Origin of the sequence: Shinella sp. AETb1-6 (assembly GCF_009826875.1) — a bacterium.
In the GTDB taxonomy this organism is placed as follows: domain Bacteria; phylum Pseudomonadota; class Alphaproteobacteria; order Rhizobiales; family Rhizobiaceae; genus Shinella; species Shinella sumterensis.
This window is the reverse complement of sequence record NZ_WUMM01000002.1, coordinates 366627-387761: the sequence shown is the minus strand read 5'-3', so window position 1 is coordinate 387761 and position 21135 is coordinate 366627. Positions and strand designations below refer to the sequence as shown.

Genomic DNA, 21135 nt, shown 5'->3' with positions numbered 1-21135 from the left:
GCCCGCGGGCGCCTCGCGCCGGAAAGGTGACGTCATGGTCAAGAGAGTTTTCAACGTCGTCGTGCTGATCCCGATCGGCATCCTGCTGATCGTTCTGTCGGTCGCCAATCGCCAGCCCGTGACCCTGGCGCTCAACCCCTTCCGGCCGGAAGACAGCGTGCTGTCCGTCACCGCGCCCTTCTTCGTCTACCTGTTCCTCGCGACGATCCTCGGCCTTGTGCTGGGTGCGCTGATCACCTGGTTTACCCAGGGCAAGTACCGCAAGCGTGCCCGTATCGAGGCCAACGAGGCGGTGAAATGGCACAGCGAGGCCGAAAAGCACCGCACCCGCGCCGAGGCGATCGCCTCGCAGGCCGTCCTGCCGTCGCCGGGAAAGTGATCTAGGCGGCCCTGCCGTTCAGCCGCGCCTCGAGATCGGCGAAGAAGCGCATCGCCAGTTTTCTGGCCGAGGAACCGATGAGGCGCGAGCCGAACTGGGCGAGCTTTCCACCAACCTGCGTGTGGATGTCATAGGCGAGGATCGTGCCCGCGTCGTCCTCGATCAACCGCACATCCGCGCTGCCCTTGGCGAGGCCGGCAATGCTGCCCTTGCCTTCGCCCGTGATCGTGTAGCTTTCGGGCGGGTTGAGGTTCGAGAGGGTGACTTCGCCGCTGAAGGTGGCCGAAACCACGCCGATCTTGAACTTCACGGTCAGGTCGAGCTCCGTCGGCGATCGCCGGACGATCTCCTGGCAGCCGGGAATGCAGGCCTTCAGCGTGTCGGGATCGTTGAGAGCGGCCCACACCGCATCGCGCGGGGCGGCTATGCGTTCCTCACCGGTCAGGTCCATCTGCGATTCTCCCTTGTGTGGTCTCAAGTTATCGTCATCGGAAAGCGCTTTGCCAAGTGGGGGAGGGATGGTATGGGAGCCGCTTGTTTTCCGGCGTTGCCGGCCAGTTTCCAACCGACGACGGACGATCCATCGTGAAGGACAGACACCGCCGGCCGAAAAGCGGCCCCGCCGCCCCCGCCAAGCCGCACGGATCCCCGCGGCCGCAGACGCAGAAGGCCCCGGCCGTAAAGACCACCGTCGCGAAGCCCGCCGCGAAGAAGGAGCCGCGCCCGGCGCCGGATGCGCCCGCACGCCCGCTGATGCGCCGCGACGGGTCAAAACCCGCCGAGCGCGTGCCGGTCATTCTCGAAACGGCGGGTTCGGATCAGTATCGCCTCATCGACACTGGCGCCGGCGAGAAGCTGGAGCAGTACGGCCCCTATCGCATCGTGCGCCCGGAAGCCCAGGCGCTCTGGCAGCGCAGCCTGCCCGACAGCCTGTGGGACAAGGCGGACGCCTTCTTCACCGGCGATACGGACGAGGACGGCATGGGGCGCTGGAAGTTTCCCCGGGAGGCTCTCGGCGAAACCTGGCCGATGCAGCTCCTGGGCGTCGATTTCCATGGCCGCTTCACCGCCTTCCGCCATGTCGGCGTCTTCCCCGAACAGCTCGCGCACTGGAGCTGGATGAAGGAGAAGGTCGAGACGGCCGGCCGCCCGGTCAAGGTGCTGAACCTCTTCGGCTATACCGGCGTGGCTTCGCTGGTGGCCGCCGCCGCCGGGGCCGAAGTCACCCATGTCGATGCCTCGAAGAAGGCGATCGGCTGGGCGCGCGAGAACCAGGCGCTCGGCCGCATGGACAAGCTGCCGATCCGCTGGATCTGTGAAGACGCGATGAAGTTCATCCAGCGCGAGGAACGCCGCGGCAGCAAATACGACATCATCCTCACCGACCCGCCGAAATTCGGCCGTGGTCCCAATGGCGAGGTCTGGCATCTCTTCGACCATCTGCCGCTGATGCTCGATGTCTGCCGCGAGATCCTGTCGCCGAAGGCCATCGGCCTCGTGCTGACGGCCTATTCGATCCGCGCGAGCTTCTATTCGATCCACGAGCTGATGCGCGAGACGATGCGCGGCGCCGGCGGCACGGTGGAATCGGGCGAACTCGTCATCCGCGAGAGCGGCACGGACGGCAGGCAAGCCGGCCGCGCGCTCTCCACCTCCCTCTTCAGCCGATGGATCAGCGCATGAGCCACGATCACCAGGGAACGCGCCGCGTCGGGCAGGTCAAGGAGGTCACGAGCCTCTCCAACCCGATCGTCAAGGACATCAAGGCGCTGTCCGACAAGAAGCACCGCGACGAGACGAAGAGCTTCATGGCCGAAGGCCTCAAGCTCGTCATCGACGCGCTGGAGCTCGGCTTCGAGATCCGCACATTGGTCCATGCCAAGAACGTCAAGGACAAGCCGCAGGTCGTGCAATGCGCGACGAAGACGGTGGCGCGCGGCGGGCTGGTGCTGGAGGTGAGCGAGAAGGTGCTCGCCTCGATCACGCGGCGCGACAATCCGCAGATGGTCGTCGGCATCTTCACCCAGCGCTGGACGAACCTGCGCGACGTGAGGCCCGGAAACGGCGAGACCTATGTCGCGCTCGATCGCGTCCGCGATCCCGGCAATCTCGGCACGATCATCCGCACGGCCGATGCCGCGGGTGCGAGCGGCGTCATCCTCGTCGGCGAAAGCACCGACCCGTTCTCGATGGAGACCGTGCGCGCCACGATGGGATCGGTCTTTGCCGTGCCGCTGGTCAGGGCCAGCCTGGCGGACTTCCTCGCCTGGAAGAAGGGGGCGGGCGTGCGCGTCGTTGCGACCCATCTCGCCGGCGCCGTCGATTACCGCACCATCGACTACAAGACGAAGCCCGTCGTGCTCCTGATGGGCAACGAGCAGTCCGGCCTGCCGGATACGCTGGCGAGCGAGGCGGATGCGCTGGCCCGCATTCCGCAGGCGGGCCTTGCGGATTCGCTCAACCTCGCCATCGCCACCGGCGTCATGCTCTTCGAGGCGCGCCGCCACCTGCTGACGCTGGAAGACCGCGCATGACCAATCGCATTCCCCTCATGTCCCGGCCGGTGCCGGTCATCATCGTCATCCTGCTCGCGCTGCTGCTCGATCAGGCGGTGAAATTCGCCGTCGAGATGTGGCTTCCCTTCCAGGAGGCGGTGCATGTCGTGCCGATGCTGGCGCTCTACCGCACCTACAATTACGGCGTCGCCTTCTCGATGCTGTCGGGCCTGGAGGGCTGGCTGATCGTGACGCTGCGCCTCTTCGTCGTGGCTTTCGTCGCCTGGCTGTGGCGGCAGACGCCGAAGGAGCGCGGCTTCGCCCATGCCGGCTACGCCTTCATCATCGCCGGCGCCTTCGGCAACCTCATCGACCGGGCGCTCTTCGGCTATGTGATCGACTATATCCTGTTCTATACGGAGACATGGTCCTTCGCGGTGTTCAATCTCGCCGACAGTTTCATCACCATCGGCGCGGGCCTGGTGATCCTCGACGAGCTGCTTCTGCTGCGCCGCAAGGATCGCTAAACTTTTAGCGACTTGCTGAAGCCGATTTGAACGGTCCGCGTGATAAGCGGATCCCATGAGCGAACCCGTCAAGCTACAGAGCCGGCTTCAGGCCGAATTCGCCGAGGCGCCGTCCCGGCCGGCTCACGGCCGCCCGGATGGAGAGATGACGCGCGACGCCTCAGCGTCCGCCGCCGCCGTGCCGGAAAGCCATGCGGCGATCCGCGCCGTCATCGCCGGCGTCGGTCTGCTTTGCGCCGCGCTGGTCCTGATCACCGGCATGGCGTCGGGCTTTTACATCGCTGCCGCCGGTCTTGGTCTCACGGGCATAGCCGGCGCCATGTTCCTCTTCCTGTCCCGCCGGCCGCCCGCCGGCATCGAGACGGTGCATGACCGCGGCTGGGAACGCAGCGAGACCTCCGAAATCCTTTCCGCGATCCATGACGTGCTGGGCGATATCATCGTCACCCGCACCCTTGATGGCCGCATCCTGCGGGCCAATGCCGTTCTGGGCGCGCTGACGGGCGTCGCCGATGTCGAAGGCCGCACGCTGGAGGCGCTCGGCCTCTCCTTCCGTTCGCAGGCCAGCGCACATCGCTACGATGTCGACGTGCAAACCGCGTCCGGCATGCGCATCTATTCCTGGCACGATGTCACGGTGCGCGATCCCGCGTCGGGCGAACTGGTGGTGCAGTCCATTGCGCGCGACGTGACGGAAGAACGCCGGGCGGAAGGCGAGCGAGAGAAGGCCCGCCAGCGCGCGGAGGCGGCGAGTGCCGCCAAGTCCCGTCTGCTGGCCACCGTCAGCCACGAAATCCGCACGCCGCTTTCCGGCATCCTCGGCATGTCGCATCTCCTGGGCCAGACCCGGCTCACGGCCGAGCAGAAGAACTACCTCGCCGGCATGCGCCAGTCCGGGCACGCGCTCGTGCAGCTCGTCGACGACCTCCTGGATTTCTCCAGCATCGAGGCAGGCCGCTTCCAGCTGCGGCCGTCGGAAGAGCCGGTGCGTCCGATGCTGGAAAGCGTCGTGGAGATGCTGTCGCCGCGCGCCCATGAAAAGGGGATCGAGATCGGTTCGTTCGTCTCCGCGGATGTGCCGGGCCTTCTTCTCTACGACGCCGCGCGCCTGCGCCAGGTGCTCTACAATGTCGTCGGCAATGCCGTGAAATTCACCCATACGGGCGGTGTCCTGCTGGAAACGGTGCTCGACGGCGATGCCATCGTCATCCGGGTGACGGATACGGGGCCCGGCATGCGGCCGGACGAGCAGGCCCGCATCTTCGAGGAATTCGAACAGACCGGCAGTGCGGCGCAGCGCAGCGGCGGCACGGGGCTGGGGCTCGCCATCTCGGCACGCATCCTTTCCGAGGCCGGCGGCGCCCTGACGCTGGAAAGCACCCCCGGCCGGGGCAGCACCTTCACCATCCGCATGCCGGTGGCGGCGCGACTGCGCCCCTCTCACGGCACGCGCAAGAGCGTGCTGCGCGGCAGCCTCGTCTTCCTGCTTGCGCCGGCGGGCCCCGCCTCGGCGGCGCTGGTGCGCACCATCGGCGCGCTCGGCGGCGCCTGCCACCTCGCCACCTCCGTCGAGGAGGCCGAAAACGTCATGCGCCACCTGGCCGCGCGGGGAGACACCCTCACCGATATCATCGTGGACAACCGCCTGGCCGGCGTCTTCCGCCGCGAACTGGCGGACATGACCTTTCTGCGCGAAAGCGCCGCCCGCCGCATCTATCTCGTCAATCCCGAGGATCGCGGCAGCCGCGCCATCGGCAAGGGCGAGGGGTACGATTCCTGGCTGATCCGGCCGCTGCGCGAGCGTTCGCTCGTCGAGGTGCTGCGCGGCCGGATGAAGGGGGTCGAGGTGCGCGACGCGATCAACGACAACCGCCCGATCCTGAAGGACCCGCCGCCGGTGGCGCCGGACCCGCGTGCGGCAGCCTCCTCGGGCATCCGGATCCTGCTGGCGGAGGACGATCCGGTCAATGCCATGCTGGTGCGTTCGGTGCTGGAGCGCGCCGGCCATACGGTGCGCCACGTGCCGGATTATCCGGCCCTCGTTTCCGCGCTCGGCGGGGCGACGGATGCGGGGCCGTTTGCGCCTGAACTGATCGTCACCGATCTCGGCATGCCGGGCGGTGAAGGGCAGGAGATGATCGCCCGGATCGTGCGCTGCGATTACGGCAATGCCCGCCTTCCCGTGATGGTGCTGACGGCGGACAACCGCACGGGCCTTGCAGAGGAACTCCTTGCCATCGGCGCCGATGCGGTGCTGGCCAAGCCCGCCGATCCCGCGCGTCTTCTGGGGGAAATCGCCCGGATCGCCCGGCGCGCACGGGCCTGACGGCCGACGCTGGCGGCTTTGCCCTATCCAAGCCGGCTTTACGTCATTATCCTGTTGCAGAATCGTGATTAAAGTCGCGAAGCTCATCAACGGGTAGACTGCCATGACGCTCGAACTCTCCCAGACCCTCGCTCCCGTGGAGATCGCTCAGAAGCCGGCCCCGGCAACGGAACGGCCGGCCTCGGACGTGCTCGGCCGCATCGGCAATCTCGAAACCCGTCTGGCCCGCTCCGTCTCCGAGATCGATGCCGCGCAAGCCGTGCGCTACCGCGTCTTCGTCGAGGAGATGAAGGCCCAGCTTTCGCCCGATGCCGTGCGCCGCAAGCGCGACATCGATGCCTGGGACATGGTCTGCGACCACCTGCTCGTGCTCGACACGGCAATCGAGGGCGATGCCGAGGAGCAGATCGTCGGCACCTATCGGCTGCTGCGGCAGGATGTGGCGGCCGTTTCCGGCGGCTTCTATTCGCAGTCCGAGTTCGATGTCGATGCGCTGGTCGCCCGCCATCCTGACAAGCGCTTCATGGAGCTCGGCCGCTCCTGCGTGCTGCCGGCCTATCGCACCAAGCGCACGGTCGAGCTGCTTTGGCAGGGCGCCTGGGCCTATTCGCTGAAACATGGCGTGGACGTGATGTTCGGCTGCGCCTCGTTCCACGGCACGGTGCCGGAGGAGCACGCGCTGGCGCTTTCCTTCCTGCACCACAATGTGCAGGCCAAGGACGACTGGAGCGTTTCGGCCCGGCCGGAACTCTTCCGCGTCATGGACCTGATGCCGGCGGAAGGCATCGATGCGCGCAAGGCGCTGGTGGCCATGCCGCCGCTCGTGAAGGGCTACCTGAGGCTCGGCGCGACCATCGGCAGCGGCGCGGTCGTGGACCACGCCTTCAACACGACGGACGTGCTGATCGTCCTGCCGATCGGCCAGATTTCCGGCCGCTATCTCAACTACTATGGCGCGGATGCCGGGCGTTTCGCGAGCTGAGGAATGAGGCGGTAGCCAATAACCGGTAGGTGTGTTGCGCTTCCCTACTGCCTACTGCCTACTGCCTACTGCCTTAACCGCCCGAATTATACGCGGCCAGCGTCGCCATGTTGACGATGTCCGAATCCTTTGCACCCATCGAGACGATCTGCACCGACTTGTCGAGGCCGACCAGAAGGGGGCCGATGACGGTGGAGCCGCCGAGTTCCTGCAGCATCTTGGTCGAGATCGACGCCGAGTGGAACGCCGGCATCACCAGCACGTTGCCGGGGCCGGAGAGGCGGCAGAATGGATATTGCTCCATGATGCGCGGATTGAGCGCCACGTCGGCCGCCATCTCGCCGTCATATTCGAAATCGACGCGGCGGCGGTCGAGGATCTTCACCGCCTCGCGCACCCGCTCGGAGCGTTCGCCCGACGGATGGCCGAAGGTGGAATAGGCGAGCATCGCCACGCGCGGCTCGTAGCCCAGGCGGCGGGCAAGGCCTGCAGCCTCTTCCGCGATATCCGCCAGTTCCTCCGAGGATGGCATGTCGTGCACGGCGGTATCGGCCACCAGCACGGCGCGGCCGCGGCAGAGCGCCAGCGACGCGCCAATGACGCGATGGCCGGGCTTGGGATCGATGCAGCGCCGCACGTCTTCCAGCGCGGTGGAATAGTTGCGGGTCAGGCCCGTCACCATCGCATCCGCATCGCCGAGCGCCACCATGCACGCCGCGAAATGGTTGCGGTCGTTATGGATCATGCGCTGCGCGTCGCGGTAGAGGAAACCCTTCCGCTGGATGCGGGCATAGAGATAGTCGATATAGGCGTCGTTGCGCGTCGAGATACGGGCATTGAGCAGCTGGATGCCGGGCCGGTCGAGATCGATGCCGGCGCGCTCGGCGATTTCGCGCATCCGGTCGTCGCGGCCGACGAGGATGGCGGTGCCGAGCTGCTGGTTGGCATAGGACACGGCGGCGCGCATCATCTGCTCTTCCTCGCCCTCGGCGAAGACGACGCGTTTCGGCTGGCGGCGCACCCGGGCATAGATCTGCTGCAGCGTCGAGGCGATCGGGTCTCGCCGTGCCTTCAGGTCGCGCGCATAGGCGTCGAGGTCGGGAATGTCCTTGCGCGCCACGCCGGTTTCCATCGCCGCCTTGGCCACGGCGACGGGAATGGCCGAGATGAGGCGCGGGTCGAAGGGCACGGGAATGATATATTGCGCCCCGAAACGCGGGCGCACGCCCTGATAGGCGGCGGCCACGTCGTCAGGCACGTCTTCCTTCGCGAGATGGGCGAGCGCTTCGGCGGCGGCGATCTTCATCGCATCGTTGATGGTCGAGGCCCGCACGTCGAGCGCGCCGCGGAAGATATAGGGAAAGCCCAGCACGTTGTTGACCTGGTTCGGATAATCCGAGCGTCCCGTCGCCACGATGGCGTCGTCGCGGATGCGCGCGACTTCCTCGGGCGTGATTTCCGGATCGGGATTGGCCATGGCGAAGATGATCGGGCGCGGGGCCATGGAGCGGATCATCTCTTCGGAGAATGCGCCCTTGGCCGAGAGGCCGAACACCACGTCGGCGCCGGCCATGGCCTCGGCCAGCGAGCGACGGTCGGTCTTGACCGCATGGGCCGATTTCCACTGGTTCATGCCGTCTTCGCGGCCCTGGTAGATCACGCCCTTCGTGTCGCAGAGGATGACGTTGTCGGGCGCGAAACCCATCGCCTTGATGAGTTCGATACAGGCGATGGCGGCCGCACCTGCGCCGTTGCAGACGAGCTTCGTCGTCTTGAAGTCGCGGCCGGTCAGCGCCAGCGCATTGATGAGGCCGGCGGCGGCGATGATGGCGGTGCCGTGCTGGTCGTCGTGGAAGACCGGGATGTCCATCAACTCGCGCAGGCGGCTTTCGATGATGAAACAGTCGGGCGCCTTGATGTCCTCGAGGTTGATGCCGCCGAAGGAGGGGCCGAGATAGCGCACGCAGTTGATGAACTCGTCGACATTCTCCGTATCGACCTCGAGGTCGATCGAATCGACGTCGGCAAAGCGCTTGAAGAGCACCGACTTGCCCTCCATGACCGGCTTGGAGGCGAGCGCGCCGAGATTGCCGAGGCCGAGAATGGCCGTGCCGTTCGAGATGACGGCGACCATGTTTCCGCGCGTGGTGTAGTCGTAGGCGGTGGAGGGGTCTTCGGCGATGGCCTTCACGGGCACGGCGACGCCGGGCGAATAGGCAAGCGACAGGTCGCGCTGCGTCGCCATCGGCTTGGTCGGCGTGATCTCCAGCTTGCCCGGACGGCCGGAGGAGTGGAAATCCAATGCTTCGATGTCCGTGACGCTGGCCTTCTGGCGATCGGATTTGGCGGTTCCCGGCATGCTGTCCCCCTTCATACTCCTGTGGGCGATAGGCCCACACCTCCACGCAGGTGTTGTTTTCTATAGCGGCACATGGCTAGGGTGACACCTCTTTTTTAGGAAGAACTGACTCTCCGTGAACGACCAGATCGCACGACCGAACGATATCCTGTCGACGGCCGAACTCGCCTCCGACGAAAGCCGCGCATCGGCCACGCCGATGATGGAGCAGTTTATCGAGATCAAGGCTGCCAATCCCGACAGCATGCTGTTCTACCGCATGGGGGATTTCTACGAGCTGTTCTTTCAGGATGCCGTGGACGCCTCGCGCGCGCTCGGCATCACGCTGACGAAACGCGGCCAGCATATGGGCCTCGACATCCCCATGTGCGGCGTGCCGGTTCATGCGGCGGACGATTATCTGCAACGGCTCATCGCGCTCGGTTTCCGCGTCGCCGTCTGCGAGCAGGTCGAGGATCCCGCGGAGGCCAAGAAGCGCGGCTCGAAATCCGTCGTGCGCCGCGATGTCGTGCGCCTCGTCACGCCGGGCACGCTGACCGAGGAAAAGCTGCTCTCGCCCTCGGACGCCAACTACCTGATGGCCGTCGCGCGCATCCGTGGCGGATCGGAACCCTCCATGGCGCTCGCCTGGATCGATATCTCGACCGGCATCTTCCGCCTGTCGGAGACCGCGCAGGGCCAGCTTCTGGCCGACATTCTGCGCATTGATCCGCGCGAGCTGATCGTGCCGGACACCCTGTTCCACGATCCCGATTTCCGCCCGGTGCTCGACGTTCTCGGCCGCGTGGCCGTGCCGCAGCCGGCCGTGCTGTTCGACAGTGCCACGGCGGAAGGCCGCATCGCGCGCTATTTCGGCGTCTCCACCCTCGACGGTTTCGGGACGTTTTCGCGCGCCGAAATGGCTGCGGCCTCCGCCGCCGTCGCCTATGTCGAAAAAACCCAGATCGCGGAGCGCCCGCCACTCGGCCGGCCGGAGCGCGAAAGCTCGGCCTCGACGCTCTTCATCGATCCAGCCACCCGCGCCAATCTCGAACTGGTCCGCACCCTGTCGGGCGAGCGCAGCGGCACGCTCCTGAAGGCGATCGACCGCACCGCCACGAGCGGCGGCGCGCGTCTTCTCGCCGAACGCCTGATGTCGCCGCTGACCGACCCCGAGGCGATCAACGCCCGGCTCGATTCGATTGCGACGCTCGCCGACCGGCCCTCCTTCTGCGAGGACCTGCGCCGCGCCCTCAAGCAGCTGCCCGACATGCCGCGCGCGCTTTCGCGTATCGCGCTCGGCCGTGGCGGCCCGCGCGATCTGGGCGCGATCCTCCAGGGGCTTTCCACCTCCGCCGAGATCGCCCGCCTGATGGCATCCGAGGCGCTGGAGGGCGAGCTGGCCGCCGCGCGCGACGCGATCGCCACGCTGCCGCTCGATCTGTCGCATCGCCTCGCCTTCATGCTGGCCGACGAACTGCCGCTTCTGAAGCGCGACGGCGGCTTCATCCGCGAGGCGGCCGATGCCGAGCTGGACGAGATGCGGGCGCTGCGCGACCAGTCCCGCCGCGTCATTGCCGGCCTCCAGCTGGAATATGCCGAGGAGACGGGCGTCAAGTCTTTGAAGATCAAGCACAACAACGTGCTCGGCTACTTCATCGAGGTTTCGGCCGGAAACGCCGCGGCGCTGACCGACAGCGACGAGGCCAAGGCGCGCTTCATCCACCGGCAGACCATGGCCGGCGCCATGCGCTTCACCACGACGGTGCTTTCGGAGCTCGAAACCAAGATCGCCAATGCCGCCGACCGGGCGCTGGCCATCGAGCTTGCCGCCTTCGACGGTCTGGTCGAGGCGGTGGTGGCCGAAGCCGAGGCGATCAAGGCGGCGGCGCGCGCGCTTGCCGTGGTGGATGTGTCCGTCGGGCTGGCGGCCCTGGCGGAAGAGCAGGCCTATTGCCGACCGGTCGTGGACGGCTCGACCATGTTCGCCATCGTCGGCGGGCGGCATCCGGTCGTGGAACAGGCGCTGCGCCGCCAGCACGGCGCCGCCTTCGTCGCCAATTCCTGCGATCTCTCGCCCCACGACGGCAAGGGCCACGGCGCGATCTGGCTGCTGACCGGTCCCAACATGGGCGGTAAGTCGACCTTCCTGCGCCAGAACGCGCTGATCGCCATCCTCGCGCAGATGGGATCCTACGTGCCGGCCGAAAGCGCCCATATCGGCGTTGTGGACCGGCTGTTCTCGCGCGTCGGCGCATCCGACGATCTGGCGCGCGGCCGGTCGACCTTCATGGTCGAGATGGTCGAGACGGCGGCGATCCTCAACCAGGCGACGGACCGCTCGCTTGTCATTCTTGATGAAATCGGCCGCGGCACCGCGACCTTCGACGGCCTGTCCATCGCCTGGGCCGCCGTCGAGCACCTGCATGAGGCCAATCGCTGCCGTGGCCTGTTCGCCACGCATTTCCACGAGCTGACGGTGCTGTCGGAGAAGCTCGCACGCCTTTCCAACGCCACAATGCGCGTCAAGGAGTGGGACGGCGACGTGATCTTCCTGCACGAGGTGGGCCCGGGGGCTGCGGATCGCTCCTATGGCATTCAGGTGGCGCGTCTTGCCGGCCTGCCGGCCTCGGTCGTGGCGCGCGCCAAGGATGTGCTCGCAAAGCTCGAGGATGCGGACCGCAAGAACCCGGCAAGCCAGCTGATCGACGATCTGCCGCTGTTCCAGGTCGCGGTGCGCCGCGAGGAGGTGCAGCGCAGCTCCGCTCCGTCGAAGGTCGAGGAACTGGTGAAGGACCTCAACCCGGATGACATGACGCCGCGTGCGGCGCTGGATGCGCTCTATGCGCTGAAGAAAGAACTTGGCAACCGGTAACGGCTAGGGTGATTGTCCTCGCGTGCCGAAAGGGTCTATAGGCATGCGCACCGAACGGGCGATGGACGACAAGCGGGACGCAAGCCGGAATCCGATGGAAAAGAAGCTTCTGGCACCGGCCGAATCCGGCCTTCTCGACGTGCCTGCACTGCGCGCAAGATGCGAATTCATTGCCAGCGCCAATGCCGATTATCGCGACCGCATGCGCAGCGCGCTCCTGGCCGAGTTCAAGAAGGCCAATAGTGAAGGCCGGGAGCGGGCGCGCGAGCTGCTGTTTTCAGACGGCAGCGGCCTGCAATGCGCCGCGCGCATCTCCTGGCTTCAGGACCAGCTGATAACGGTCCTTCACGATTTCACGCTGAACCATGTCTTCAGCGCCGGTCAGGCATCGCCCGCCGCGCGCATCACGGTCACGGCCGTCGGCGGCTACGGGCGCGGCACGCTGGCGCCGGGCTCGGATATCGACCTGCTCTTCCTGCTGCCGGCGAAGCCCGCCGCCTGGAGCGAGCCGGCCATCGAGTTCATGCTCTACATCCTGTGGGATCTGGGCTTCAAGGTCGGCCATGCGACCCGCAACATCGAGGAATGCATCCAGCTTTCCAAGGGCGACATGACCATCCGCACGGCGATCCTGGAGGCACGCTTCATCTGCGGCTCGGTCGCGCTTTTCGAGGAGCTGGGCGTGCGCTTCGACCGCGAGATCGTGCGCGGCACCGGCCCGGAATTCATCGCCGCCAAGCTCGCCGAACGCGACGAGCGCCATCGCAAGGCCGGCGACACGCGCTACCTCGTCGAGCCGAACGTCAAGGAAGGCAAGGGTGGTCTTCGCGACCTGCACACCCTGTTCTGGATCGCCAAATACTTCTATCACATCCGCGATCCGGCCGAACTGGTGAAGCTCGGCGTGCTCTCGCGGCAGGAATACAAGCTCTTCCAGAAGGCGGACGACTTCCTCTGGGCCGTGCGCTGCCACATGCATTTCCTGACCGGCAAGGCGGAAGAACGGCTGTCCTTCGACATCCAGCGCGAGATCGCCGAGTGCCTCGGTTACCAGCCGCATCCGGGCCTCTCGGCCGTCGAGCGCTTCATGAAGCACTATTTCCTCGTCGCCAAGGACGTGGGCGACCTCACGCGCATCTTCTGCGCGACGCTGGAGGACCAGCAGGCCAAGGAAGCGCCGGGCCTGACCGCGGCGATCAGCCGCTTCACCCACCGCACGCGCAAGATCCCCGGCACGCTGGATTTCGTCGAGGACCGCGGCCGCATCACCATCGCCGGTCCTGACGTCTTCAAGCGCGATCCGGTCAACATCATCAGGCTGTTCCACATCGCCGACATCAACGGGCTGGAATTCCATCCCGATGCGCTGAAGCAGGTCACGCGCTCGCTGAAGCTCGTCAATGCCGCGCTGCGCGAGGACGAGGAGGCGAACCGCCTCTTCCTGTCCATCCTGACCTCGCCGCGCGATCCCGCGCTCAGCCTGCGCCGCATGAACGAGGCGGGCGTGCTCGGCCGATTCATCCCGGAATTCGGCAAGATCGTCGCGATGATGCAGTTCAACATGTATCACCACTATACGGTCGACGAGCACCTGATCCGCGCCGTCGGCGTGCTGGCAAGCATCGACCAGGGCCGCGAGAAGGAGGCCCATCCGCTCAGCTACCAGGTGATGCCGGCCATCGAGGACCGCATCGCGCTCTATGTGGCGGTGCTGCTGCACGACATCGCCAAGGGCCGTCCCGAGGATCATTCGGTGGCCGGGGCGAAGGTCGCCCGCAAGCTCTGCCCGCGTTTCGGCCTCTCGCCGAAGCAGACGGAGCTGGTCGTCTGGCTGATCCAGGAGCATCTGACCATGTCGATGGTCGCGCAGACCCGCGACCTCAACGACCGCAAGACCATCGTCGACTTCGCCGACAAGGTGCAGTCGCTGGAGCGCCTGAAGATGCTGCTGGTGCTGACGGTGTGCGATATCCGCGCGGTCGGCCCCGGCGTCTGGAACGGCTGGAAGGGCCAGCTGCTGCGCACCCTCTACTACGAGACCGAGCTTCTGATTTCCGGTGGCTTCTCCGAATTGTCGCGCAAGGAGCGGGCGCGGGCGGCGCGCGAGGTGCTGCTGAAGGCATTGCCGGCCGACTGGAGCCAGAAGGATCGCAAGACCTATGCGAACCTCAACTACGATCCCTATCTGCTGACGGTCTCGCTGGAGGATCAGGTCCGCCATGCGGCCTTCATCCGCGAGGCCGACCGGGCGCGCCAGACGCTGGCGACGACGGTGCGCACCCATTCCTTCCATGCCATCACCGAAATCACGGTGCTCTCGCCCGACCATCCGCGGCTTTTGACCGTGATTGCCGGCGCCTGCGCGGCGGCCGGCGCCAACATCGTTGATGCGCAGATCTTCACCACATCCGACGGGCGCGCGCTGGACACGATCCTCGTCAACCGCGAATTCCCCAACGATTCCGACGAGATGCGTCGAGCCGGCACCATCGGCAAGATGATCGAGGACGTGCTGTCCGGCCGCAAGCGCCTGCCGGAAGTCATCGCCACGCGCACCAAGAGCCGCAAGCGCAGCCGCACCTTCACCGTCTCGCCGGCCGTCACCATCTCCAACACGCTGTCGAACAAGTTCACCGTCATCGAGATCGAGTGCCTCGACCGGCCCGGCCTGCTGTCGGAGGTCACGGCCGTCCTGTCCGACCTGTCGCTCGATATTGCCTCGGCGCATATCACGACCTTCGGCGAGAAGGTCATCGACACCTTCTACGTCACCGATCTGGTCGGCCAGAAGATCACGACGGACAACCGGCAGGCCAATATCATCGCGCGGCTGAAGGCCGTCATGGCGGATGAGGCGGACGAACTGCGCGACCGCATGCCGTCCGGCATGATCGCGCCGGTGCCCGCGACGCCGAAAAAGGTCAGGGCAGAACAATGAGTCTGGTCAAGAAATTCGCGACGGTGGGCGGCGCGACGCTCGGCAGCCGCGTGCTCGGCTTCGCGCGTGAGACGCTGATGGCGGCCGCGCTGGGCACGGGCCCGATGGCGGATGCCTTCTATGCCGCCTTCCGCTTCCCCAACCTCTTCCGCCGTCTCTTTGCCGAGGGCGCCTTCAACGCCGCCTTCGTGCCGCTCTTCGCCAAGGAGATCGAGGAAGGCGGTGTCGATGGCGCCAAGCGCTTCTCCGAAGAGGTCTTCGGCGTCCTGTTCACGGTCCTGCTTCTGCTGACCATCGCGATGGAGCTGCTGATGCCGCTCATCGTCGCCTGGATCATCGCGCCGGGCTTCGTGGGCGACGCGGAGAAGTTCGACGTGACGGTGAAGCTGGCCGTCGTCATGTTCCCCTATCTCATGTGCATGTCGCTGACGGCCATGCTTTCGGGCATGTTGAACTCGCTGCATCACTATTTCGCCGCCGCCGTTGCGCCCGTTTTCCTCAATGTCGTGCTGATCGGCGCGCTAGGCTACGCGCTCTGGCAGGGTGCCTCACCGCTCGATACGGCCTGGTATCTCTCCTGGGGCGTCCTGGTGGCGGGGCTGCTGCAGATGGCGGTGCTTTACGCGGGTGTGCGCCACGCCGGCATCCGGATCGGCTTTCGCAGGCCGCGCATGACGCCGAACGTCAAGCGCCTGCTGTGGCTGGCCTTTCCGGCGGCCGTGACGGGCGGCATCACCCAGATCAACCAGCTGATCGGCCAGATGATCGCCTCCACCAAGGACGGCGCCATCGCGGCCCTGCAATATGCCGACCGCGTCTACCAGCTTCCGCTCGGCGTCGTGGGCATTGCCGTCGGCGTGGTGCTGCTGCCCGAGCTTGCGCGTGCGCTCAAGGGCGGGCACCGGATCGAGGCGGCGAACATCCAGAACCGCTCCATGGAGTTCGTGCTCTTCCTCACGCTACCCGCCGCGGGCGCGCTCTGGGTCATTTCGGATGAGATCGTGCGGGTTCTCTACGAGCGCGGCGCCTTCAGCCCCGATACGACCTCGATCGTTGCCGGGACGCTCGCGATCTATGGCCTCGGCCTGCCGGGCTTCGTGATGATCAAGGCGCTCAATCCCGGTTTCTTCGCGCGCGAGGATACCAAGACGCCGATGCGCATCACCATGCTGTCGGTGGTGGTGAACTGCATCCTGGCCGTCTCGCTCTTCCCGCTTTTCCACGAGCGCGGCATCGCCACCGCCGAGGCCGTCTCCGGCTGGCTGACGGCGCTGCTTCTCTTCGTGACGCTGGTGCGGCGCGGTCACTGGCCGCTGGAGCGGGCGCTTGCCTGGCGCGTGGCGCGCCTCATCGTCGCGACGCTCGTCATGGCGGTGTCGCTGGAATACGCCTCCGGCTTCCTCGCCGACCGGCTCGCGCCATCCTCGCCGCTCCTCGAACAGCTGGCGGCGCTCGGCCTTCTGATCGGCTTCGCCATGGTCGTCTATTTCTCGGTCGCCTTCCTCATCGGCGGTGCCGATCTCGGCATGATCCGCCGCAACATGAAGCGCAAGGCGAAGGCCGTGCCGGGCGAGGGGTCCGCCGAGTAGGCCACTCTAGCGCGAGGCGGGCCGTGCGCGTGTCGTGAGCCGTGCCAGCCCGCCGCCGCAATGATGCCAGCGGCGCTTCGGCCCGACATCGACATGCACGATGCCGTTGCAATAGGTGCCGAGGCCGCCGATGGCGGGTGCCGAGCGCGCGGCCGCGAGGATGCGGTTTACCGAAACGCCGGGAACGCGGATATCCGCCGCAAGGCATTTGCGGTGATAGGAGCCGCGCCGCCCATTCGAGCGGTGGCCGGACGTGACGAGGGGCCTCCGGCCGACCGCGCGGGCGATATGCGACAGCACGCCCCTGAGCTTGCTGGGGAAACATCGGTGCCGCACGCGCGGCGTCTGGATGCTGTAAGTTTTCGCCACGACGTCCTTGTCGGTTCTGGCGGCGTGCTTGTCGTTGCGGCCTGCCGTGGTCTCCGTCGCGAAGAGCGACGTCACAGCCACGAGGCAGGCAAGCAGAATGGAACCGTTCCTTCGCACGGTGTCCTCCCGTTTTGCGCCCCTTCGTCACAAAACGGCCGATCGGGATCGACCTTCCCTCAAATCCCCGCAGTCAGGAACAACCGGAAAGTGTCATTTATAAGGACTCCCTGATGAGAGGTCCCGCCGCAAGGCCGGCCCCACTTGATCGGCGTCCCGGCGCCGTGCATAAGCGCGGCGTATTTCTTTCGCAGATCCGTCCGCAAAACCGGGCCGGAAACTGCGCGTGCAACAGGACCAGGCCCTCCACCCGCCTGAAGGAAACCGTCATGAGCGCATTCAAGCCCCTCGTCTTCTCCGGCGTGCAGCCGACCGGCAATCTCCACCTCGGCAACTATCTCGGCGCGATCCGCAAGTTCGTGGCGCTGCAGGACGATAACGACTGTATCTATTGCGTCGTGGACCTGCACGCCATTACCGCGCAGCTGGTGCACGAGGATATGCGCGGCCAGATCCGCTCGATTGCCGCCGCCTTCATCGCCGCCGGCATCGACCCGAAGAAGCACATCGTCTTCAACCAGTCCGCCGTGCCGCAGCACGCCGAGCTCGCCTGGATCTTCAACTGCGTCGCGCGCATCGGCTGGATGGAGCGCATGACCCAGTTCAAGGACAAGACCGGCGGCAAGAATGCCGAACAGGTCTCGCTCGGCCTGCTTGCCTATCCAAGCCTGATGGCCGCCGACATCCTCGTCTACCGTGCGACGCATGTGCCCGTCGGCGACGACCAGAAGCAGCACCTGGAGCTGACCCGCGACATCGCGCAGAAGTTCAACATCGACTTCGGCAATCACATCCGAAAGGCCGGCACCGGCGTCGATATCGTGGTCGGCGAGGAGCCGGTGCACGCCTATTTCCCGATGGTCGAGCCGCTGATCGGCGGACCGGCACCGCGCGTCATGAGCCTGCGCGACGGCACGAAGAAGATGTCGAAGTCCGATGCCTCCGACCTGTCGCGCATCAACCTCACAGACGATGCCGAGACGATCTCCAAGAAGATCCGCAAGGCCAAGACCGATCCGGACGCCCTGCCGAGCGAGGTCGAGGGCCTGAAGGGACGCCCCGAGGCGGACAACCTCGTCGGCATCTATGCGGCACTCGCCGACAAGACCAAGGCCGACGTTCTCGCCGAGTTCGGCGGCCAGCAGTTCTCGGCCTTCAAGCCGGCGCTGGTCGACCTTGCGGTCAACGTTCTCTCGCCGATCACGGATGAGATGCGCCGCCTGATGGACGACACGAGCCACATCGACGCCATCCTGCGCGATGGTGGCGAAAGGGCACGCGCGCGGGCCGAAAAAACCATGAAGGAAGTCCGCGACATCGTCGGTTTTGTGCAGTAAGGTCGACCCCGAAACGTCTTAGAGAGAAGGGGGCCGCATGGTTTCTCGACGACTTTCCCGCCTGGAAGGCCACCGCCGCAAATTTCTGGCCGTCATCGACGATACGCCGGAATGCCAGCGCGCCGTGCATTATGCGGGAATGCGTGCGAAGAATTCCAACGGCGCCGTCGTGCTGCTCTATGTGATCGCCAATGGCGATTTCCAGCAATGGCTGGGTGTCGAGGAGATCATGCGGGCGGAAGCGCGCGAGGAGGCCGAGGCCGTGCTGGCCAAGGCCGGCCAGGCGCTGCGCGAGGCCATCGGCATCGAGCCGGAAACCGTGATTCGCGAGGGCGTGGCCAGCGAGGCGATCAACAGCCTGATCGAGGAAGACCGCGACATCGCGATCCTCGTTCTCGCCGCCGGATCGTCAAAGGAAGGGCCGGGACCGCTCGTCACGTCGCTCGCCAGCCGCGCGCAGGCGTTTCCGATCCCCGTCACCGTCATCCCCGACCAGCTGAGCGACGAGGAACTGGACGCGCTGAGCTGAGGTCTCGACCTTGAAGATAGCGACCAAAAGGTTTATCTTCTTTTGAACGTTTCTAAAGAATATGGCCGCGAGCCTGTCCGGCCGCACGGAGAGTAAGATGTTCATCCAGACCGAATCGACGCCGAACCCGTCGACCCTGAAGTTTCTGCCGGGCAAGGTGGTGCTGGAGAGCGGCACGGCCGAGTTCCGCGACGAGACCGAAGCGCGCGCCGCGTCCCCGCTTGCCGCCCGCCTCTTCGGCATTCCCGGCGTCACGGGTGTCTTCCTCGGCTACGATTTCATCACCGTCACCAAGGACGGTGCCGACTGGCAGCACATGAAGCCGGCCATCCTCGGCAACATCATGGAACACTTCATGTCCGGCCAGCCGGTTCTGGCCAGCGGCGCCTTCGGCGGCAATGGCGATGACGAGGGCGAGTTCTTCGAGGCCGGCGACGAGACCATCGTCGCCACCATCAAGGAACTGCTCGACACGCGCGTGCGCCCGGCCGTCGCCCAGGATGGCGGCGACATCACCTTCAAGGGTTTCCGCGACGGCGTCGTCTACCTCAACATGAAGGGCGCCTGCTCGGGCTGCCCGTCCTCGACGGCGACGCTCAAGCACGGCGTCCAGAACCTTCTTCGCCATTTCGTACCGGAAGTGCAGGAAGTTGAAGCCGTCGCATAAGGCCTGCCGCGCGCATCGCCGGTGGCCGGCATGATCGTCCTGGCGATCGATACGGCGGGAACGGGCTGCTTTGCCGCGCTCTATGATTCCGACAGGGACACCGTCCTCGGCACCGCCGGCGCCGATATCGGCCGCGGCCATGCCGAGCGGCTGATGGAATTCGTCGATGCGGCGCTCGAGGCGGCCGGCATGGATCTTCCGGATATCGACCGCATTGCCGTCACCATCGGCCCCGGCTCCTTCACGGGCATCCGCGTGGGGGTCGCCGCGGCACGGGGGCTCGCGCTGGCGCTCGGCGTGCCGGCCGTCGGGGTCTCGACGCTTGCCGCCCTTGCCGCCGACCGGCCGGGACCCTCGCTCATCGCCATCGATGCCAAGCGCGACGAAGTCTATTGGCAGCGGTTCGCAGCCGATGGCAGCGCGGCCACGCCGCCGGCCATCGCCTCCGTCGAGCAGGCGCGTGCCATCGCGCTGGCTAAGGGGGAGACGCTCGGCGGCTCGGGTGCGACGCTGCTACGCGCAGATGCCGAAGCAGGGACGGACGGCGTTTCCATCGCCACCGTCGCGCGGCTTGGCGCCCGCCTCGATCCCGAGGCCAGCCAGCCGCGGCCGCTTTATCTGCGCGGGCCCGATGCCAAGCCGCAGGCGGGCTTTGCGATCCGGAGGGCGTGAATGTCTCTCAGCGACTACTTCATCCGCAAGCCCGTCTTCGAGATCTTCCCGCTCGAAAAGGATGACGTCGCGCTCGCCGCGGCCGTGCACAAGCTGCGATTTGCCCAGCCCTGGAATGACGGCGAGCTTCATTCGCTGCTGTCGCAGGACACCGTCTTCGGCTTTCTGGCTCTGAAGGCCGGCGTGGCGGAGCGTGCAGCGGGCGGTTTCGTGCTTGCGCGCGCCACGGCCGGCGAGGCGGAAATCCTCACCATCGGCGTCGACCAGCGCTTCGGGCGCGGCGGTCTCGGCTGGCGGCTCATGCTGGCAGCGCTGCGTGAGGCGAAGATGCGCGGTGCGGAGGATATTTTCCTGGAGGTTGATGCGGCCAATCAAGCCGCCTGCGGCCTCTATGCGAAGCTCGGCTTCGCCAAGGTCGGGGAGCGCAAGGCCTATTACGCCTCGGCCGATGGCGGCCGCTCCACGGCGCTTGTCATGCGGCGCGATCTTCGCTAGTCCCCTTGCGGGAGGCCGGAAGAACGAGGGCAGGTCGTATGACGTATGTCGAGAAATCGCTGGAAGAGCTGTGTGTCGAGCGCGGCATGCGCATGACCGAACAGCGCCGCGTTATCGCGCGCGTATTGGAGGGCTCCGCCGATCATCCCGACGTGGAGGAGCTTTATCGCCGCTCCTCGGCCATCGATTCGCGCATTTCCATCTCCACCGTCTATCGCACCGTCAAATTGTTCGAGGATGCCGGCATCATCGAGCGCCACGATTTCCGCGACGGACGGTCGCGCTACGAGACGGTGCCGGACGAGCATCACGATCATCTCATCGATCTGAAACATGGCCACGTCATCGAGTTCCACTCCCCGGAAATCGAGGCCCTGCAGGAGCGCATCGCCCGCGAGCACGGCTTCAAGCTGGTCGATCACCGGCTGGAGCTTTACGGCATTCCGCTCAAGGAGGGTGAGTGAGGTCCGTCGCCGTTCCCACTTTGAGACCTCTCTCCC

The 21135-nt window shown here is 66.1% G+C and carries 18 protein-coding genes; 15 read left to right on the top strand and 3 right to left on the bottom strand.

The window, feature by feature from the left end:
• Positions 1 to 34: 34 nt before the first annotated feature.
• Positions 35 to 379, top strand: a complete 345-nt coding sequence (locus GR158_RS05155; protein WP_134648049.1) for a LapA family protein — start codon at positions 35 to 37, stop codon at positions 377 to 379.
• 1 nt (position 380) lies between these two features.
• Here GR158_RS05155 and GR158_RS05150 read toward each other — a convergent pair whose 3' ends face one another.
• Positions 381 to 830, bottom strand: a complete 450-nt coding sequence (locus GR158_RS05150; protein WP_160870216.1) for a carbon monoxide dehydrogenase subunit G — start codon at positions 828 to 830, stop codon at positions 381 to 383.
• 134 nt (positions 831 to 964) lie between these two features.
• On the opposite strand from GR158_RS05150, the gene GR158_RS05145 reads away from it, so the two are divergent.
• The 5 genes from GR158_RS05145 to GR158_RS05125 all read left to right on the top strand — a co-directional run bounded on the left by GR158_RS05145 (position 965) and on the right by GR158_RS05125 (position 6709).
• Positions 965 to 2062 (top strand): class I SAM-dependent methyltransferase, encoded by a 1098-nt coding sequence (locus tag GR158_RS05145; RefSeq protein WP_371731615.1) that lies wholly within the window; start codon positions 965 to 967, stop codon positions 2060 to 2062.
• Positions 2059 to 2913, top strand: coding sequence for an RNA methyltransferase (locus GR158_RS05140; protein WP_202402146.1), 855 nt, complete (start codon positions 2059 to 2061; stop codon positions 2911 to 2913). Before GR158_RS05145 ends, GR158_RS05140 begins: the two co-directional genes overlap by 4 nt.
• On the top strand, positions 2910 to 3401 hold the full coding sequence (lspA, locus tag GR158_RS05135) for a signal peptidase II (RefSeq protein WP_134648043.1): 492 nt from the start codon (positions 2910 to 2912) through the stop codon (positions 3399 to 3401). The genes GR158_RS05140 and lspA overlap by 4 nt, the downstream gene beginning before the upstream one ends.
• A gap of 55 nt (positions 3402 to 3456) precedes the next feature.
• Positions 3457 to 5727 (top strand): hybrid sensor histidine kinase/response regulator, encoded by a 2271-nt coding sequence (locus GR158_RS05130; RefSeq protein ID WP_160870214.1) that lies wholly within the window; start codon positions 3457 to 3459, stop codon positions 5725 to 5727.
• 103 nt (positions 5728 to 5830) lie between these two features.
• The gene (locus tag GR158_RS05125) at positions 5831 to 6709 is read left to right on the top strand and encodes a GNAT family N-acetyltransferase (RefSeq protein WP_160870213.1); all 879 of its coding nucleotides are present in this window, start codon (positions 5831 to 5833) and stop codon (positions 6707 to 6709) included.
• A 73-nt stretch (positions 6710 to 6782) separates the two neighbouring features.
• Here the strand turns inward: GR158_RS05125 and GR158_RS05120 are convergent, their stop codons facing one another.
• Positions 6783 to 9068, bottom strand: a complete 2286-nt coding sequence (locus tag GR158_RS05120; protein WP_134648037.1) for an NADP-dependent malic enzyme — start codon at positions 9066 to 9068, stop codon at positions 6783 to 6785.
• A gap of 115 nt (positions 9069 to 9183) precedes the next feature.
• On the opposite strand from GR158_RS05120, the gene mutS reads away from it, so the two are divergent.
• The 3 genes from mutS (at position 9184) to murJ (ending at position 16449) form a co-directional block, all read left to right on the top strand.
• Positions 9184 to 11922: a DNA mismatch repair protein MutS gene (mutS, locus tag GR158_RS05115; protein WP_371731614.1), complete on the top strand. Its 2739-nt coding sequence runs from the start codon at positions 9184 to 9186 to the stop codon at positions 11920 to 11922.
• Between the two features lie 94 nt (positions 11923 to 12016).
• The gene (locus tag GR158_RS05110) at positions 12017 to 14860 is read left to right on the top strand and encodes a [protein-PII] uridylyltransferase (protein WP_246665552.1); all 2844 of its coding nucleotides are present in this window, start codon (positions 12017 to 12019) and stop codon (positions 14858 to 14860) included.
• Positions 14857 to 16449, top strand: a complete 1593-nt coding sequence (murJ, locus tag GR158_RS05105) for a murein biosynthesis integral membrane protein MurJ (RefSeq protein WP_134648035.1) — start codon at positions 14857 to 14859, stop codon at positions 16447 to 16449. Before GR158_RS05110 ends, murJ begins: the two co-directional genes overlap by 4 nt.
• A 6-nt stretch (positions 16450 to 16455) precedes the next feature.
• On the opposite strand, the gene GR158_RS05100 is transcribed toward murJ, so the two are convergent.
• Positions 16456 to 16935 (bottom strand): YcbK family protein, encoded by a 480-nt coding sequence (locus GR158_RS05100; protein ID WP_371731613.1) that lies wholly within the window; start codon positions 16933 to 16935, stop codon positions 16456 to 16458.
• Positions 16936 to 17204: 269 nt separating this feature from the next.
• Between GR158_RS05100 and trpS the strand changes: the two genes are divergently transcribed.
• From trpS to GR158_RS05070, 6 genes are all read left to right on the top strand, one after another.
• Positions 17205 to 18272 (top strand): tryptophan--tRNA ligase, encoded by a 1068-nt coding sequence (gene trpS, locus GR158_RS05095; protein ID WP_160870212.1) that lies wholly within the window; start codon positions 17205 to 17207, stop codon positions 18270 to 18272.
• A gap of 37 nt (positions 18273 to 18309) precedes the next feature.
• Positions 18310 to 18801, top strand: coding sequence for a universal stress protein (locus tag GR158_RS05090; protein WP_134648031.1), 492 nt, complete (start codon positions 18310 to 18312; stop codon positions 18799 to 18801).
• Positions 18802 to 18898: 97 nt separating this feature from the next.
• Complete coding sequence (locus tag GR158_RS05085) at positions 18899 to 19468, top strand: NifU family protein (protein WP_134648029.1); 570 nt, start codon at positions 18899 to 18901, stop codon at positions 19466 to 19468.
• 30 nt (positions 19469 to 19498) lie between these two features.
• Entirely contained in the window at positions 19499 to 20140 is a 642-nt protein-coding gene (gene tsaB, locus GR158_RS05080) for a tRNA (adenosine(37)-N6)-threonylcarbamoyltransferase complex dimerization subunit type 1 TsaB (RefSeq protein WP_160870211.1), read from the top strand.
• A complete protein-coding gene (locus tag GR158_RS05075) occupies positions 20141 to 20635 on the top strand; it encodes a GNAT family N-acetyltransferase (RefSeq protein ID WP_160870210.1) in 495 nt (164 codons plus the stop codon).
• Positions 20636 to 20673: 38 nt separating this feature from the next.
• A complete protein-coding gene (locus GR158_RS05070; protein ID WP_134648023.1) occupies positions 20674 to 21099 on the top strand; it encodes a Fur family transcriptional regulator in 426 nt (141 codons plus the stop codon).
• Positions 21100 to 21135: the final 36 nt, after the last annotated feature.